At 41.6% G+C, this 16,190-nt stretch carries 19 protein-coding genes; 12 read left to right on the top strand and 7 right to left on the bottom strand.

Features of this window, described 5'->3' with window-relative positions; translation table 11 throughout:
- Positions 1-30 precede the first annotated feature (30 nt).
- Positions 31-816 carry a TlpA family protein disulfide reductase gene (locus LA313_RS15565; RefSeq protein ID WP_228916644.1) on the bottom strand — a complete coding sequence of 262 codons (786 nt, stop codon included), beginning with the start codon at positions 814-816 and terminating at the stop codon, positions 31-33.
- Between the two features lie 221 nt (positions 817-1,037).
- On the opposite strand from LA313_RS15565, the gene LA313_RS15560 reads away from it, so the two are divergent.
- From LA313_RS15560 to LA313_RS15535, 6 genes are all read left to right on the top strand, one after another.
- Positions 1,038-1,673, top strand: a complete 636-nt coding sequence (locus LA313_RS15560) for a Crp/Fnr family transcriptional regulator (RefSeq protein WP_228916641.1) — start codon at positions 1,038-1,040, stop codon at positions 1,671-1,673.
- Between the two features lie 64 nt (positions 1,674-1,737).
- Positions 1,738-2,535, top strand: coding sequence for a sulfite exporter TauE/SafE family protein (locus LA313_RS15555; RefSeq protein WP_228916639.1), 798 nt, complete (start codon positions 1,738-1,740; stop codon positions 2,533-2,535).
- A 46-nt stretch (positions 2,536-2,581) separates the two neighbouring features.
- Entirely contained in the window at positions 2,582-3,046 is a 465-nt protein-coding gene (locus LA313_RS15550; RefSeq protein ID WP_228916637.1) for a methyltransferase family protein, read from the top strand.
- Between the two features lie 5 nt (positions 3,047-3,051).
- On the top strand, positions 3,052-4,092 hold the full coding sequence (locus LA313_RS15545; RefSeq protein WP_228916635.1) for an MBL fold metallo-hydrolase: 1,041 nt from the start codon (positions 3,052-3,054) through the stop codon (positions 4,090-4,092).
- 4 nt (positions 4,093-4,096) lie between these two features.
- A complete protein-coding gene (locus tag LA313_RS15540; protein WP_228916633.1) occupies positions 4,097-4,714 on the top strand; it encodes a class I SAM-dependent methyltransferase in 618 nt (205 codons plus the stop codon).
- A gap of 12 nt (positions 4,715-4,726) precedes the next feature.
- A complete protein-coding gene (locus LA313_RS15535) occupies positions 4,727-5,338 on the top strand; it encodes a class I SAM-dependent methyltransferase (RefSeq protein WP_228916630.1) in 612 nt (203 codons plus the stop codon).
- Between the two features lie 172 nt (positions 5,339-5,510).
- On the opposite strand, the gene LA313_RS15530 is transcribed toward LA313_RS15535, so the two are convergent.
- From LA313_RS15530 to LA313_RS15505, 6 genes are all read right to left on the bottom strand, one after another.
- Entirely contained in the window at positions 5,511-7,130 is a 1,620-nt protein-coding gene (locus tag LA313_RS15530; RefSeq protein WP_228916628.1) for a bifunctional metallophosphatase/5'-nucleotidase, read from the bottom strand.
- Positions 7,131-7,294: 164 nt separating this feature from the next.
- On the bottom strand, positions 7,295-9,358 hold the full coding sequence (locus tag LA313_RS15525; RefSeq protein WP_228916627.1) for a protein-disulfide reductase DsbD family protein: 2,064 nt from the start codon (positions 9,356-9,358) through the stop codon (positions 7,295-7,297).
- 50 nt (positions 9,359-9,408) lie between these two features.
- Complete coding sequence (locus LA313_RS15520) at positions 9,409-10,002, bottom strand: TlpA family protein disulfide reductase (RefSeq protein ID WP_228916625.1); 594 nt, start codon at positions 10,000-10,002, stop codon at positions 9,409-9,411.
- 23 nt (positions 10,003-10,025) lie between these two features.
- Positions 10,026-10,445, bottom strand: coding sequence for a DsrE family protein (locus LA313_RS15515; RefSeq protein ID WP_228916623.1), 420 nt, complete (start codon positions 10,443-10,445; stop codon positions 10,026-10,028).
- Positions 10,426-10,848, bottom strand: coding sequence for a DoxX family protein (locus LA313_RS15510; RefSeq protein WP_228916621.1), 423 nt, complete (start codon positions 10,846-10,848; stop codon positions 10,426-10,428). The genes LA313_RS15515 and LA313_RS15510 overlap by 20 nt, the downstream gene beginning before the upstream one ends.
- An 88-nt stretch (positions 10,849-10,936) precedes the next feature.
- Entirely contained in the window at positions 10,937-11,284 is a 348-nt protein-coding gene (locus tag LA313_RS15505; protein ID WP_228916619.1) for a hypothetical protein, read from the bottom strand.
- A gap of 140 nt (positions 11,285-11,424) precedes the next feature.
- Between LA313_RS15505 and LA313_RS15500 the strand changes: the two genes are divergently transcribed.
- The 6 genes from LA313_RS15500 to accC all read left to right on the top strand — a co-directional run bounded on the left by LA313_RS15500 (position 11,425) and on the right by accC (position 16,179).
- Positions 11,425-11,739 carry a hypothetical protein gene (locus LA313_RS15500; protein ID WP_228916617.1) on the top strand — a complete coding sequence of 105 codons (315 nt, stop codon included), beginning with the start codon at positions 11,425-11,427 and terminating at the stop codon, positions 11,737-11,739.
- Positions 11,740-11,741: 2 nt separating this feature from the next.
- Positions 11,742-12,230, top strand: a complete 489-nt coding sequence (locus tag LA313_RS15495) for a DUF2231 domain-containing protein (protein ID WP_228916614.1) — start codon at positions 11,742-11,744, stop codon at positions 12,228-12,230.
- A 131-nt stretch (positions 12,231-12,361) separates the two neighbouring features.
- Positions 12,362-13,699, top strand: coding sequence for an MBL fold metallo-hydrolase (locus LA313_RS15490; protein ID WP_228916612.1), 1,338 nt, complete (start codon positions 12,362-12,364; stop codon positions 13,697-13,699).
- Between the two features lie 8 nt (positions 13,700-13,707).
- Positions 13,708-14,073, top strand: a complete 366-nt coding sequence (locus LA313_RS15485; RefSeq protein WP_228916610.1) for a DUF3703 domain-containing protein — start codon at positions 13,708-13,710, stop codon at positions 14,071-14,073.
- Positions 14,074-14,203: 130 nt separating this feature from the next.
- Positions 14,204-14,689: a biotin/lipoyl-containing protein gene (locus tag LA313_RS15480; RefSeq protein WP_228916606.1), complete on the top strand. Its 486-nt coding sequence runs from the start codon at positions 14,204-14,206 to the stop codon at positions 14,687-14,689.
- Positions 14,690-14,736: 47 nt separating this feature from the next.
- The gene (accC, locus tag LA313_RS15475) at positions 14,737-16,179 is read left to right on the top strand and encodes an acetyl-CoA carboxylase biotin carboxylase subunit (RefSeq protein ID WP_228916604.1); all 1,443 of its coding nucleotides are present in this window, start codon (positions 14,737-14,739) and stop codon (positions 16,177-16,179) included.
- Positions 16,180-16,190 lie beyond the last annotated feature (11 nt).

The raw sequence follows: 16,190 nt of genomic DNA, 5'->3' as shown, positions 1-16,190 counted from the left end.
TGGATAAGCCGGTAGATTTTCCTATCGATACTATTCCTGGTTTCTTTCCAGAGCGGCGATCATTTCGGGTGCCGTATTCACAACTTTCCTGATCTTTCCCGTAGGTTCTACTATTATATGTGTTGGATATACAGAAAAACCAAGGGTGTCTTCAATAAAAGCTTTCTGGTTTGGGATCACCGGATAGTTAAATTCTCTTTTTGAAAGAAATGTTTCAAGCTCCTCTTTTGGGTCAAGGGAAAGACTAAGAAAAACCACGTCTTCCCGGTCTTCATATTCACTTACTAATTGATTGAGCATGGGCATTTCTTCAATACATGGCTTACATCTTAGGAACCACGTTTTTACGACTAAGGTTTTGCCTTCGGCTAATTTTTTTGAAAATTTTTTTCCTTCCAGGTCCGTAAATTCAAACTCTGGAAAGTCCTTTCCTTCCATGATAAAATGCTTATACGCAGGATAGGTGTCGGCCATTATAGTATAGCTTATATCATCATCTGCATCTTCCTGCATCCTGAAAAGTTGATATAGTTCGCTCTCTTTCTTGTTTTTCTTTTCAAGGACAATGAATTCGCCCGTCAATATAGCCTCCAAAAAAGCCTTTTTGGAGATGGTATCTCCTTCTTCTCCCAGGGGCACAAAATCTGAAGCCAGGTCGATATTGGTCTTGTGATATCTCCACCATTTGGCCTGGTCGCCCTGAATGGAAGAGAAGAGAAGATCGGTTTCGGTAATTTTTTCGTTTTCCTGACAGGAGCTTAGAAGGAAAATGCTTCCGAAGAAAAAAGCACGAGAAATGGTCTTAAAAAGTCGCAATATACTGTTGATTTATATAGGGGTTAAAGATAAGGATTTTGGCAAAAGACGGGAATGCCTGTGAGAAATCTTCCGCAGAAATTAAAAGGTATGAAAAAAGCGATTTTTTAAACCGTCAGACCCCGGATTTACCACATTTGAAATCCAGTTAAAGAGAAGCGTCAATCAAACTTCAAAATTCTTTAGAAATAACCTAAATTTACCGAACAAAACCTTTATCCATGCTTGAAAAAGAACTCAGAGATGCCTATCATTTTATATTTGAAGAAGAATTACTGATAGAAATTACAAAGTTTGGGACTTTAAGAGAAGTAAAGGCGGGGGAAACCATCATCGATATTGGAGATTATGTAAAAAGCATGCCCTTGCTACTGGAAGGAGCAATTAAGATCCTGCGTGAAGACAAAGATGGGGATGAATTACTGCTGTACTTCCTGGAACGTGGTGATACCTGTGCCATGACACTTGCCTGTTGCCTGGGTCACACAAAAAGTGAGATAAGGGCGGTTGCAGAAAAGGATACACACCTGGTAATGATCCCTATTGACAAAATGGAGGAGTGGACCTCCAGGTTCAAAAGCTGGAGGAACTTTGTTTTTGAAAGTTATCACTCCAGGCTTACCGAGATGCTTGATACAATTGATACTATTGCATTTTATAATATGGATGAGCGCCTTATGCGGTACCTGCAGGATAAAGCCAAGATCAACAAAAATGAACAAATACAGGTAACTCACCAGGAGATCGCTTACGACCTTCATACCTCTCGTGTAGTGGTTTCGAGACTCTTAAAAAAGCTGGAGATAGAAGGTAAAATCGGGTTACAGCGTAATAGTATCATGGTGCATGATCTTTAGTATGTGATCTTTGTTACATAGCCTGCAGCTCAAAAAAGGTACTTTTGCACAGAACTTTTAAAGAATGGAGATAATACAAATTATTGGTTACCTGGGAGCTTTACTAATTGGGGTAGTCCTGGGACTCATAGGCGGTGGAGGTTCTATTTTAACCGTGCCTGTACTGGTATACCTGCTCTCTATTAATCCTGTAACCGCAACAGCCTATTCTCTTTTCGTAGTAGGAACCACATCTCTTTTCGGCTCGATAAAGAACTTTCAGAAAAAACAGGTGGACATACGTACCGCCATTGTTTTTTCCATTCCGGCATTTATAGCTGTCTATCTTACCAGGAAATTCCTGGTGCCGGCGATCCCCGAGAATATTTTTACAATTGCCGATTTCACTGTTACCAAAAATATTGGGATCATGTTGTTTTTTGCATTTATCATGATACTGGCTTCGGTATCCATGATCCTTGAACCTTCAGAAAAGGATGCTAAGCCACGAAAGGTGAGGTTCAATTATTTACTTATTACTTTAGAAGGCGCTATAGTAGGGGTTCTAACAGGAATAGTGGGAGCCGGTGGAGGGTTCCTTATCATTCCGGCGTTGGTGCTAATGGCGAAACTGCCAATGAAGCGAGCCGTGGCGACTTCCCTGGTGATCATTGCCGTGAAATCCCTAATTGGTTTTATTGGGGATGTCCAGAATCTGGAAATTGACTGGGTCTTTCTCCTTATATTTACAGCGATCTCGGTGGCAGGTATCTTTCTGGGAATATGGCTTAACCGCTTTATTGACGGAAAAAAGCTGAAGAAAGGTTTTGGTTGGTTTGTCCTCCTTATGGGAGTTTACATTATTTGGAAAGAGATCTTTTGACAAAATCCGGGGTTGCAGTAAAGAAATTCCTGAAAAAGATAATAAAATGGCTGTTCCAAAGAAGGACAAGATTTTTGTAGCACTTCAATTCCTGTTTTTCTTAGCCTGGATGATTCCTGTGGAGGCGTGGCACTTCGAATTATCAAATAACCTCCATGGACTTGCCCTCATAACCGCGGGATTGGGGTTCTTACTTGTTTCAATTGCTTTCCTTCAGCTCAACACCAATTTATCCCCTTTTCCAAGTCCTAAAAAAGGAGCCAGTCTTATTACGGGAGGGGTTTTTGCTTTTGCACGTCATCCCATTTATTCCGGAATTCTTTTTATGGCTTTTGGTCTTGGTTTCTGGCTTGGTTCAGGTTATAAGTTGACCATGAGTCTCCTGCTTTTTCTTCTTTTTTACCTTAAAAGTAAATACGAAGAGGAAAGGCTGGAAGAAGCTTTTCCTGAATATCCCGTCTACAAAAGAAATACGGGAAGATTTTTTCCTAAATTTAGAGGTAGAATTTAAAACTCATGGTCACTACTTTTGGAAAATACCCTGCAGGGGAACGTTTGCACCGAATTAAGAATTCACCAAATTACAGGGACGGAAGCTTTCAAAATGTGGAGAAAACTTCGGTTAATCCAAATGATGTTTCCATGTTCAGGATACTTAAAAAGATGATTTTTCGACCCTCATCAGTAAGACCTTCAGTAGAGATACCAAATCAAAAAGTCGACTTGAATAATCTTCCTTCCACGGAGCCATTGCTTGTATGGTTTGGGCACTCTTCATATTTTTTACAAGTGGGAGGCTTCAGGATACTTGTGGATCCCGTTTTTAGTGGAAATGCCTCTCCTTTTCGTTTCTTTGGAAAGGCTTTCAAGGGCGCAGATCATTATAATGCCGAAGATATTCCTGCAATTGACCTGCTGGTGCTAACACATGACCATTACGACCACCTGGATTATGACAGCATAAGAACATTACATCCAAAAGTGGCAAAAATTGTCACCTCTTTGGGCGTGGGTGCACACCTTGAGAAGTGGAATGTAGCTTCAGAAAAAATCACAGAACTCGACTGGTGGGAAGAGGTAAGAATCACTTCAGAAGTGAAGATCACCGCCACCCCATCCAGACATTTTTCTGGCAGGGCATTTAAAAGAGGACAAACACTCTGGTCTTCCTTTGTCCTGGAACTGCCCCGGTTCAGGTTATTTTTGGGAGGAGATTCTGGTTATGATAACAGTTTTAAAAAAATAGGAGATGAATTCGGTCCTTTTGACCTCGCTTTACTTGAGTGCGGACAGTTTGGAAAATATTGGCCTCAAATCCACATGTTCCCGGAGCAAACTGGGCAGGCAGCTGCAGATTTACAGGCAAAAAAGGTCATTCCCGTGCATTGGGGGAAATTTGTACTTTCATATCACCCGTGGAATGAACCTATCCAAAGATTCGTGGCAGCAGCCGAAAAAGCCGGAGTAGATTATGTCTCTCCACGAATTGGAGAACCGGTTAATTTTACTGCGGAATATGAACAGCAGCCATGGTGGCTTTTTGAAAATAAAGATTAACAACATGAACGAGAATCAGCAACACTGGGATAAGGTTTATTCTGAAAAAGCGCCAACAGAAGTTAGTTGGTATGAGCCCATGCCCGAGATCTCTTTAAATCTCATTAAAGATTGTAATCTGGAAAAGGATGCTGCCATTATAGATATTGGAGGAGGGGACAGTTTTTTAGCAGAGTTCCTGGTATCCAAGGATTATACCGATGTTACGGTGGTAGATATCTCCAAAAATGCCATTGAACGGGCAAAGGAGCGAATGTGTGAAAAAGCCGATCAGGTCACCTGGATCGTGGCCGATGCAGCCAATTTCAAACCTGATAAAAAATATGACCTGTGGCATGACAGGGCCGCCTTCCATTTTCTTACAAACGAAGAACAACGGGAGAATTACTTAAAAACTTTGTTTGAATCTATAAAACCGGGAGGCTACGTGGTCCTGAGTACATTTTCGGATAAAGGTCCGCCTACCTGTAGCGGACTTCCGGTGCAAAGATACTCTGTAGGAGAAATGCAAAAAATATTCGAAGAAGAATTTAGTGTTTTGAGTGGAAGAAGTTTAGATCACACCACCCCCTCGGGCAAAACACAGAATTTTACGGTATGTAGTTTTCAGAAGAAAAAATAAATCAGAAAAGAGATGAAAGAATTTTGGAATGAAAGATACAATAGCGAAGAATATGTATATGGAGAGGTGCCTAATGAGTATTTCCACTCACGATTTACTCAATTCGATCCCGGGGAAATATTATTTGCCGCTGAAGGGGAAGGGAGAAATGCTGTTTTTGCAGCTAAATGTGACTGGAAAGTAACTGCTTTTGATGTTAGTATAGAGGCGAAAAAGAAAGCTGAAAGACTAGCCAAAAAGCATAAGGTGGAGTTGGATTACCGGGTGGGGGAACTGCCAGATCTTGGGTTTGAAAAAGGGGATTTTGATGCCATAGCATTGATTTATGCACATTTTCCTGTGGAAGTACGAAAAAAATACCACGAATTATTGATCTCTTATTTGCGAAGAGATGGGTTAATATTTTTTGAAGGTTTTAGCAAGAAACATAAGATCTATCAGGATAAAAATCCGGGAGTAGGAGGTCCAAAGGACGAAGCCTTGTTATTTTCTATGGAGGAGATAAAAGAGGATTTTGGAAGCCTGAACTTCCTGGAATTGTATGAAGCCGAAGTAGATTTAAAAGAAGGAAAAGGACACGATGGTTTGGGCGCAGTTATTCGCTTTGTAGCCCAGAAGAAGTAAAGGTGCCGGCAGTAATTATTGAGACTATAAAGATTCGGAATTTGAAATATAAAAGTAAGGGCAGAAGTGAGGCTGAGATTTCTAAAATCAAAAATGGCTGTTATTTCTTAATACCAGCCATTCCTGTATTATTTCCCTGAAGCATTGTTCAGGATTATGTAAGAAGGAGATATCATTTTTCTCTGGTGATCTTTATTTCTCCCATGTTTTTAGGAAAATTGATGCTGCCCAACTTCCGGAATTTTTCCAGGATGAATTCATTAAGCTGTCTGTCCGTTTTCAGGATATTGTCACCCTTTCCAATTTCTTTATATTTATGAATGCCCCTTAGCATTCCTGTATGTGTGACAACCCTGTAATCCTGTGAATCCTTTAGCGGAGAACCACCAATATTGATGTTGGTTACCCGCTGGCCTACCGGTTTTGTGAGGTCCATCTCGTAGTCTATGCCGCTGCTTTGAAGCAGACCGCCAACAAGATCAAGAGTGTTTTGTGGATTTAAATTCTGTGCGGTTTGTTCCAGGGCACTTTTTAACTGCTCCCCGGTCATTGTAAGGGTTACGATCTTGCTGGGGTGGGGAAGGAGTTTGTAAAGGTTTTCACTGCTTATGTCGCCGTTGAGGGATATTCCGTAGCCCACGCCGGGTAATAAAGCAACTTCTGCGTCGTATTCCTCCCGTAACAGGTTCCCTGTTAATTTATCAAAAGGGCTTTCAGATTTGTACTGCCGACCTATGACGGTCTCAGTATTTGCGATCTTTTCTTCCAGTTGATCCAGATAAGGTGATCTCAGTCGGGTAACCAGCTCCATGGTTTCTTGATCGGGCTTCCATTCATCATTCCACAAGAAGTGATGATCTGTCTTCACATCAATAAGTCGGTTATCCTTAATAATAAGCTGAGTTTCTCCCAAAATGGCACCATCTGAAAGGGCCTGCACAATAAAGGTTCCATTTACTTTCTGCGGCGGGGAGATAAGATCATGGCTGTGTCCTCCAATGATGAGGTCAATACCGTCTACTTCCCGGGCGATCAGTTTGTCTACAGCCGTACCCGCATGGGAAAGGACTACTAGAATATCCGATTGATTCTGCAGGGTGGGGATGTACTCCTTAATGGCTTCATGACCCGGGGTGAACCTAAGGCCTTTCATGTTCTCCCTGTTTCCGGTTAAGTGCGTGTTGTGATAGCCGATGGCAAGGACTGCAATTCTGGAACTGCCTACTTTTTTAATTATATACGGAGGGTCCAGAAAAGGTTTTCCGGTAATGCTGTCGGTGATATTGGCTGCTCCAAAGGGAAACCCTGCGATCTCCTGCAGCTCGGCTGTACGTTCTTTTCCGTAGTCGAAGTCGTGATTTCCCAACGCCATGAAGTCATAGTCAAGGCTTTGCATCAATTGTATAACAGCTTCCCCTTTGGTAAGGTTTCCCAATTGATCATCACTAAAGGTATCTCCCGCGTCAAGAAGCAATATGTTCTCTGCGCCTTTTTCCTGTCTAATCTTTTTCACTGCTGTGGCCAGATAGGGGAAACCTTCTATTTTTGCTTCCCTATCAAAAGTAAACAGCGTTTCCCGTCCCTCATCGCCGGTTTGAGACGTTGAGTTTCGTTCTGTGGTTTTAAAAGGCATATGTGTGCCATGCCGGTCATTCGTATGAAGAATAGTTATAATATCTTCGGAAGAGGTTGAGTAATGGATTGATTGCGGCTGCTCCTGACTTATTGCCGTTCCCCCACAGGAAGCGAGACCTGCAAAGCCCATTATAGTCAATAATTTTAATGTTTTCATGGTTTTATCTTTTTAAATTTATTGATTCTGAAGGGCAGTTTAATAAAGATACATAAAAGCTTTGTGCTTTAATATGAGGTGATTATAGGCTGTTTTTCTGCCCGACTTATAAAATCAATGTTAGCACCCGCATGGAAAAATACCGCTGCGGGTGTTTACACTTGTTAGCTCCCTGCCTGCCCTAAAAATACAGGTTCCGAAATATCTAAGCTTTCTTCATATTTGGCTTTTCCCGCATCCAGAAATTCAACGAATTCCTGAACGTCAAGATCATATGCTCTTGGAGGAGAGAGTAACTCTTCATTGTCTCCAACCAGCGTGTAGTAAGGCTGTGCATTTGCATTAAGCTTCTGGATCATGAAATCCATGTTCTGTTTACCAATGGTTTTTTTTACTTTATTATCGTAAACAGAAGTGTACCATTCTTCCCTGGGGAGTTCTGTTTTTTCATCCACATACATGGCGACCACAATGTAGTCTTCTTTTAACCTTTTCAAGACTGCAGGATCACTCCATACAGCTGCTTCCATTTCCCGACAATTCACACAACCGTGGCCGGTAAAGTCTATGAAAATCGGTTTATTTTGCTTTTTTGAGCAGGCAAGCGCTTGTTCGTAATCAAAATATCCTTTGATGCCATGGGGGAGCTCGAGGAAATCATCGTACATCGGCTGTTCACATTCTGCCGCAAGCGCGTCCTGTTCCGAAGATACTTCTGTATTCAGGAGTTGGAAATCATGAGTACTCATTGGCGGCAGGTAACCTGCGAGTGCTTTTAAAGGCGCACCAAAGAGGCCGGGGATAAGATAGACCACAAAACTAAATACTAAGATGGCACTGAGCAATCGTGAAATAGAAGTGCTTTCAGATTTCTGTTCATGTGGAAAAATGATCTTTCCTAAAAGGTAAAATCCGAGCAGAGTGAAAATTACGATCCACAGGGCCAAATAAATTTCCCGGTCAAGGAGGTTCCAGTGATAAACCTGGTCTACCATACTAAGAAATTTAAGCGCGAGCGCGAGTTCCAGAAACCCAAGAACAACCTTTACCGTATTGAGCCAGCCGCCGCTTTTAGGCAGGGAACTAAGCCATCCCGGAAAGATCGCAAAAAGCGTGAATGGAATTGCAAAGGCAGTAGAAAAGCCTAACATTCCTATTAAGGGTTTAATTGCCTGTCCACTGGCGGCTTCCAGTAGAATAGTTCCTGCGATAGGACCTGTACAGCTAAAGCCAACGAGCACAAGCGTAAAGGCCATAAAAAATATCCCGGCTAAACCGCCTTTGTTCGCCTGGTTGTCAATATTATTGACCAGTTTATTTGGCAATCTTATTTCAAACAATCCAAAGAAGGAGAGAGCGAATAATACAAAAATTGCGAAGAACAAAAGATTGGGAAGCCAGTGTGTGCTTAGAAAATTGGCAAAACCAGCTCCAAATATTAAAGCGAAGACCGTTCCTACAAGAGTATATATAGCAATAATAGAAACCCCATAGATAACCGCATTCATTATTCCCCTTGAGCGGCTACCACTGGATTTTGTAAAGAATGTAACGGTCATGGGGATCATTGGAAAAACACAGGGAGTAAGCAGGGCTGCCAGTCCTGCTCCAAACGAGATGAGGAAGAAGGTCATCAATCCCATCCATCCTTTTTCTTCTTCCACAGGCTGGAAGCTGTTGGTAAACGGCTCCAACTCTTTTAGAACCGGTTGATTTGAAGAGTTGGAAGAATTTGCGGCATTTGCTGCTGCACCAGTTTTTTCCCCCGAAAGGTCAATGGAAAACTCAGATTCATAGGGAATACACTGTCCGGTCACATCTGAACAGATCTGGTAGGTAATACTTCCCGAAATCACCGGTTTTTCATCAATAAGTTTGATCTTATGTTTAAAAACCGCCTTTTCGGTAAAGTAGGTGACATCCCCTTCCCAAATTTCTTCATATTTTTCTTTAGGGTCTACAGGGATGATCTCCCCCAAAAGTTCGAATTTTCCGGAAGGATCAAAACTAAATTCTGTAAGCATTGGTCCAAGGTCGGGATCGAAATCACTGGAGTACATGTACCAGTCCTGAGGTATATCGGCAGTAAATGTCAGGGTAACCTCATCTTCCGGTGCAGCATCCTCATTATCTGCTTTTACCTGCCATTCTGGTGCTTCCTGCACCTGTGCTACAAGGGGAAGAAATGAGAATAATGCCAGCAGGAGGCTCAAATATTTTGTTTTCATGAATTCTTTTTGGTTAAAGTAAAGGCTACCCGCTTAGGGTAGCCATTTCTCTATTGAAGCTCGTTTAGAAATTTTTTGAAATCTTTTGTGTCAAAATCCCCCATTCCAAGATGGGTAAGGGCAAGATTTCCATCGGCATCGATCACATAAGTGGTGGGAATACTGCGGGTAGAATACATTTGAGGTATTGGTCCTGCAGCTTTATAGATCTCAAAACCGTAACCTTTTCTTTCGTTAAATTTTTTAGCTTTCTCGAAATTTTGATCTACAGAGAGCATTATAAACTCGACATTGTCGTTTTTGACATCCTGGTAAAGATTATTAATACCAGGCATCTCAGCAATACATGGAGGACACCAGGTGGCCCAGAAATTTAGAAAAATAACTTTTCCACGAAACTGTTCCATATTAACTTTTTCACCTTTGGAATTGACCAGGTTAAGGTCCAGAACTGCTCCTTTGGCAGGAGTTACCGCAGCTATATCAGCTTTTTCTTCAATTTTCGGGTCCATAATTCCGGTTGCCAAAATACCACGTTGCAGGAATCCAAATACCTCTGTGTGGAGGCCGGTGACAAAAAGGCCAATTAAGACTGCTCCTATAATTCCGTATTCTAATAAATTCTTTTTTAGTTTCTTATTCATGATAAAATCGTTTTTTGTTGATGTTATAGTTCAATACTTAAATAGCCCTTTTTTTGTAATTCAAAGTTGTATAGAATACCGTTTTCCACCACCTTTAAACTCTGAGGCAGTTTTTCACGATCTACTCCAAACTTCTTTAGGGAGAAACCACATGCATTTAAGGTAACATTTGCCTGCCCGGCCTGCGTGATGAAATCCTTCATCATTTCTTCATTGGTGAGGTTTTGAACAGCTTTACCACAAACTACTACCTGGAAATCTCCGAAATGATGTCCATCTTGTTTAGCCAGTTCCTGTGCCGCCAGCAGAATAGGTTTCAACTGGGGGACTTTTCTGGTAAGAACTACATAATTCGTTTTTTCTGAAGGCTGTGTTTGTGCCTGAGTACTTACTGTAAAAAATGCGAACATGATTAGTATGCTGCTATAAAAAATCTTTTTCATGATATGTTTTTTGAGGTTTATCGAAATCGTTTAATATGAAGAAAACAAGCCCGCCCATAATGGCGATGTTTTTAAATAAGGGGCCCAGGGTTGTGATCTGTCCTACTTGAATTGTGAGAGTAATTGGGATAAGAACGGCAAGTAAAATTGCTGCTGCCCATCGGGTCCTGAACCCAATTAGTAAACTTATTCCAGCCAGGAGCATTACGATTCCGGAAGCGATCACCATGACACGGGGCTCCCCGAAAAAATACGCTATGCCTTTAAAACTGGCCTGCTCTATTCGTTGCAGCGTTCTTTCCAACTTGAGCAAATGGCTTGAACTCGCCACAAGGAATATCCCGCTTAACATCACTCGGAAAATTTGTACCGAACGACGGTTCACTATGGTTGTAGTGGTCATTGTAGTAATAAATAAAATGAATGAATAATGGCTGTTATAATCGGCAGGGAGCCAGATTTTCAGCCGGAATAATTTTTAGGAATTGAAATTAAACCTTGGGGGGCGGATAGAATTTGTCACGGGAAATAGAAAAAATCCCCGGCGCCCGGTAACTGTGTTTTTTGAAGTTGTTATGGGTAACGGTATTGACCTCCTCGTCCGGCTTAAAGTCAAAAGCCACCTGGCACAGGTAGTCAAATTCAAAATGGGATTCTAAATCGGCCTGGGCAAATTCATCGGGAGAATCATTATCCAGTTGCTGTTTAGGACACATATTATTTACCAGCGTCACTTCGGAAGCACTATAAATGATCCCTAAAAGTTTTGCATCTATCGAGACCATCTTTCCAAGGAAAAGAAGGACGAAAAATGCCGCTATGTAGTTTTTAAAACCCATGAGGAGCAAAAGTAATAATTGACTTGAAAAATATGTGTCACATTTGTTACATAAGTTTCATAAGGTTTTGGGAAGAACAGGTTTTTAGGTAATTTAGTAGATTGAAAGTAACCAAATAATTTATTTAATCGATCAAAATTATGAAAGCCAACATTTTAAAGACTGTAATGTTCTCTATCACCCTTTTATTCTTTGCTTGTGGGGAAAGCACAGATGTTGTGGAGTCCGGAACTTATCAAGGAACTATTAAGGAAGTAGAGCCATCTAAGACCGAAATTTATGTAGAAACAGATGATGATCAAACCCTTGAGCTTTATTTCTCAGACAATACTGAACTTACCCGGGATGGAAGTACAGTAGATTTCTCAACTTTGGAGGAAGGAATGAGAGTTGAGGTTGATGTAGAAAAAGAAGGAAAAAGACTTAATCCGCTTGCTGTGCGGGTTCTTGAATAAATATGGAAGAAATACCAGATTTTTGGCGGACAGAGGTTTTTCACCCTCTGTCTGTTCATTTTCCCATCGCCCTGCTGGTGGTGGCTTTTCTATTTAAAGTTGTTGCTCTTAAATATTCCCGGGAGGTTTGGGAGCGGGGAGGAACAGTATTACTTATTGCCGGAGTTGTGACGGTCTGGATCGCTATTTTTACCGGAGATCTGGCCGATGGTGTGGTTTCCAGAAAGATCTGCGACCCCACCGTATTAAAAGACCACGAGAATCTAGCCTGGACTACGGCCTGGCTTTTTTCTGCAGGACTGGGGGTTGACCTTTTAAGGCAACTAAAATATCCCATTTTTAGAAACCTGCTTTTTAGATTGCTTATGATCCTGTTGCTGGCTATTGGCACGGGAACGCTGACTTACACCGGCCATCTCGGCGCCACTCTGGTTTATCAACAGGCTGCAGGAGTTTATACACCTTCGGGAAACTGTGCCGAATTCGAGTAGTAAGTCATTACAGCTGAATGCTTAAACGCTCTGTAACCCGTGTTACGGACTAACCTGCCTAAAAAGGCTATTTTCGCTCTTCAATTTTTAGATCGGGTTACTCCCGGCACTTTAATTTTAAACTGATTGATATGACAATAAAACAATTTAAAGACAGTCCTCTGGCTCATTATTCTTACGCAGTGGTAAGTGAGGGAAAGATGGCACTTATAGATCCAAGTCGAAATCCACTACAGTACTATCAATACGCCGAGGAACAGGATGCAAAGATCGTAGCAGTGTTTGAAACTCACCCCCATGCCGATTTTGTGAGTAGTCATTGCCAAGTGAGAGAGCAAACCGGCGCAAACATTTACGTAAGTAAGTTACTGGGTGCAGATTACGAACATCAGGCTTTTGATGAAGGTGATACTGTTAAAGTGGGAAATGTAAAGTTCAAAGCTCTTAATACTCCCGGTCATTCCCCAGACAGTATAACTATTGTTGCCCAGGATGAACATAGAACAGCTCTCTTTACAGGAGATACCCTGTTTATTGGAGATGTAGGCAGGCCCGATCTTAGGGAAAAAGCTGGTAATATGACAGCTAAAAGAGTGGAGCTGGCAAAAGCGATGTATGATACCATGCAGAACAAGTACAATGATTTACCCGATGATTCCATAGTATATCCGGCACATGGTGCAGGATCTCTTTGTGGAAAGAATATGAGTACAGATTCTTCAAGTACATTAGGCTATGAAAAGAAGTATAATTGGGCCTTTCAGGAGCAGACAGAAGAGAAATTTGTTGAAACTATTCTCAAGGATCAGCCATTCATTCCCCATTACTTTGGGTTTAATGTGGATGTCAACAAAACAGGAGCAGATAATGTTCAGCAAACCAAGGCAGCTGTAAAGCTTAAGTTGTTGACAGAAAAAGTTGAATCAGGAATAACCGTTATCGATGTTCGTGACGGAGACAAGTACAAGGAAAATCATCTGCCAAACAGTATCAACATTATGGCCCGGAATGAAGACGACAAGTATGAAACCTGGTTAGGGGCTATTGTAAAGCCAGAGGAACCTTTTTATCTGGTGGTAGAAAGTGTGAAGCAAATAAGTGACATCCTTGAAAGGACTGCTAAAATTGGTTATGAAAAACAATTAAGAGGAATTTTAACCCTTCCAAAGGAAGCATTCCAGACTTCAGAAGAGTTTAATCTGCACGATTTTAGAGAACATAAAGACAATTATACTATTGTAGATATAAGGAATCAAAGTGAAGTTGCCGAGGGTAAAATATTTGATTCTGCTCTAACCATTCCTCTAAATGAATTGAGAGAAAGGGCAAATGAAGTTCCGGCAAATAAACCTATAGTGGTGCATTGTGCAGGTGGATACAGGTCTACTGCAGGAGCCAGTATTCTCGAGAACTTTTTTCATAAAACAGATGTTTTTGATCTAAGTGAGGATATAAAGAAGTTCAATTAATCCATACGATGAAATTCAATTTCAGGATCCCAAAGCGGCTTAAATACTACTATTTAAGAGAATTGGTTTTATACAAAGCTGCATTTAGCCAGGGAAACCTTGTTCATGCGTGGCATCACCTTGAACGGGCACATGTGATTGGTCAATCCTACCCATGGGAGCACACCTATGCACACTGGCTTATGCTGAAGTTTGGCTTAGCAATAAAAGATGCAAAAGAGATCCTGGGGCAAATCCCCCGATTACTTGTAGGTGGGGTTAAGTCTTTTGTTGGCAAAATTCCTTTAGGAAATACAGGTGGAGCAAATGTTCCTCCCTTAAAGTCTATGCCTTTGCCTGAAGATATCCAGGCGCTCTTTAAACTGAAATTGTAAGAATAAATCCTAAAAAAATTATAAAAAGCCACCTCAAGGTGGCTTTTTTGTTGGTCGTTATTGAAAATTTCTGAAAATTGGCAGATAATTATTTTATTATATTTACCAAAAGCGCATAAAAACCGCATTTATGGAAGAAAAATATAAAGTAACGGTAAATGGGAACATGGAGTTCGAATTTACTAAAGAGCAAGTCGAAGCACTTGATCTGCAAAAATCGGTTGGAGGTGCAGCACATGTTTTAAAAAACAACCGTTCTTTTAAAACCGAACTTAAGAAATCACACTTTTTGGGAAGGTCATATACCGTAAAGGTGAATTCTAAACCTTACGAAGTGAAGATATCGAATGAACTCGACCTTTTAATTGAGGAGATGGGACTAAGCCTGGCGGCTGCACAGGTGATAAATGATATCAAAGCACCCATGCCGGGGCTTATTCTTGACGTACAGGTAAAAGAAGGAGATGAAGTGAAGGAAGGGGATTACCTTCTGGTTCTTGAAGCTATGAAAATGGAAAATACATTAACTGCACCCAGGGACGGGGTAGTAAAATCTGTAAAGGTTCAAAAAGGGGAAACTGTTGATAAGAGTCAGCTACTTATAGAAATGGAGTAGTTCTTCAAAATGCCCTTTTTGAATACCAGGAAATTAAAAGTCTTAGAATGAAAAAAATCTTAATAGCAAACCGGGGGGAGATCGCTTTGCGAGTGATGAAAACGGCCCGAAAAATGGGGATACGCACAGTTGCTGTCTTTTCTACTGTAGATCGTAATGCACCCCACGTAAAATTTGCCGATGAAGCCGTCTGCATAGGGGAAGCCCCTTCAAATCAATCCTATCTTCTTGGGGACAAGATCATAAAAGTTGCAAAAGACCTGGAAGTGGATGGGATCCATCCGGGCTACGGTTTCTTAAGTGAGAATGCCGATTTTGCCGAAAAAGTAGAACAGAATGGCATCACCTGGATTGGTCCCGGTTCAAAAGCCATAAGGATCATGGGGAGCAAGCTCGCGGCCAAAGATGCAGTTAAAGACTATGGTATTCCCATGGTTCCGGGAATTGATGAAGCTATCACAGATCCTGAAAAAGCTAAAAAAATTGCTGCCGAAATTGGATTTCCCATCCTCATAAAGGCTTCGGCCGGTGGTGGCGGAAAAGGCATGCGGGTGGTCGAAAAAGAAAAAGACCTGGAAGACCAGATGAAGCGGGCAATAAGTGAAGCGGAATCTGCTTTTGGGGATGGTTCTGTATTTATTGAAAAATATATTGGAAGTCCGCGGCATATCGAGATCCAGGTACTCGCCGATACCCACGAGCATATCCTGCACCTTTTTGAGCGCGAGTGCAGCATACAGCGGCGCCATCAAAAGGTGGTGGAGGAAGCTCCCTCGGCAGTTCTTGACGCGAATTTGCGCCGGGAAATGGGGGAAGCTGCAATAAAAGTTGCCAAAGCCTGTGATTATGTGGGTGCGGGAACTGTAGAATTCCTTTTGGATGAAAATAAGAATTTTTATTTCCTGGAGATGAATACACGGCTGCAGGTAGAACACCCGGTAACCGAGTTGATCACCAGGATTGACCTTGTAGAGCAGCAAATTAAAATAGCAAGGGGAGAAACTCTTGCTTTTTCTCAGGAGGACCTCAAGATTACCGGCCATGCTGTGGAGTTACGGGTTTATGCCGAAGATCCACTGGAGGATTTTATGCCAAGTGTGGGGGTGCTGGAAAAATATCAGGGTCCTTCTGGAGAAGGGGTGAGGCTTGACGATGGTTTTGAGGAAGGTATGGAGGTGCCAATTTACTACGACCCTATGCTGGCAAAACTCATCACTTATGGAAAGACCCGGGAGGAAGCTATTCAAAGAATGTTGAAGGCAATAAGCGAATATGAAGTTAAAGGGGTAAGCACTACCTTACCATTCGGAAAGTTTGTTTTTGAACATGAAGCTTTCCGAAGTGGGAATTTTGATACCCATTTTGTGAAAAAATATTATTCGGCCGAAAAGCTGGAATCCCAAACCACAGAAGAAGCAGAAATAGCCGCCCTGGTGGCAATAAAGCAGTACCTGGAAGACAGGCAGCAGTTGAGATTACCCAATAAATAATTCCGGAAGCA

Source organism: Salinimicrobium sediminilitoris, assembly GCF_020866905.1.
GTDB classification, from domain to species: domain Bacteria; phylum Bacteroidota; class Bacteroidia; order Flavobacteriales; family Flavobacteriaceae; genus Salinimicrobium; species Salinimicrobium sediminilitoris.
Note: the sequence above shows the minus strand (reverse complement) of the source record. Positions and strands in the feature narration are given on the sequence as shown.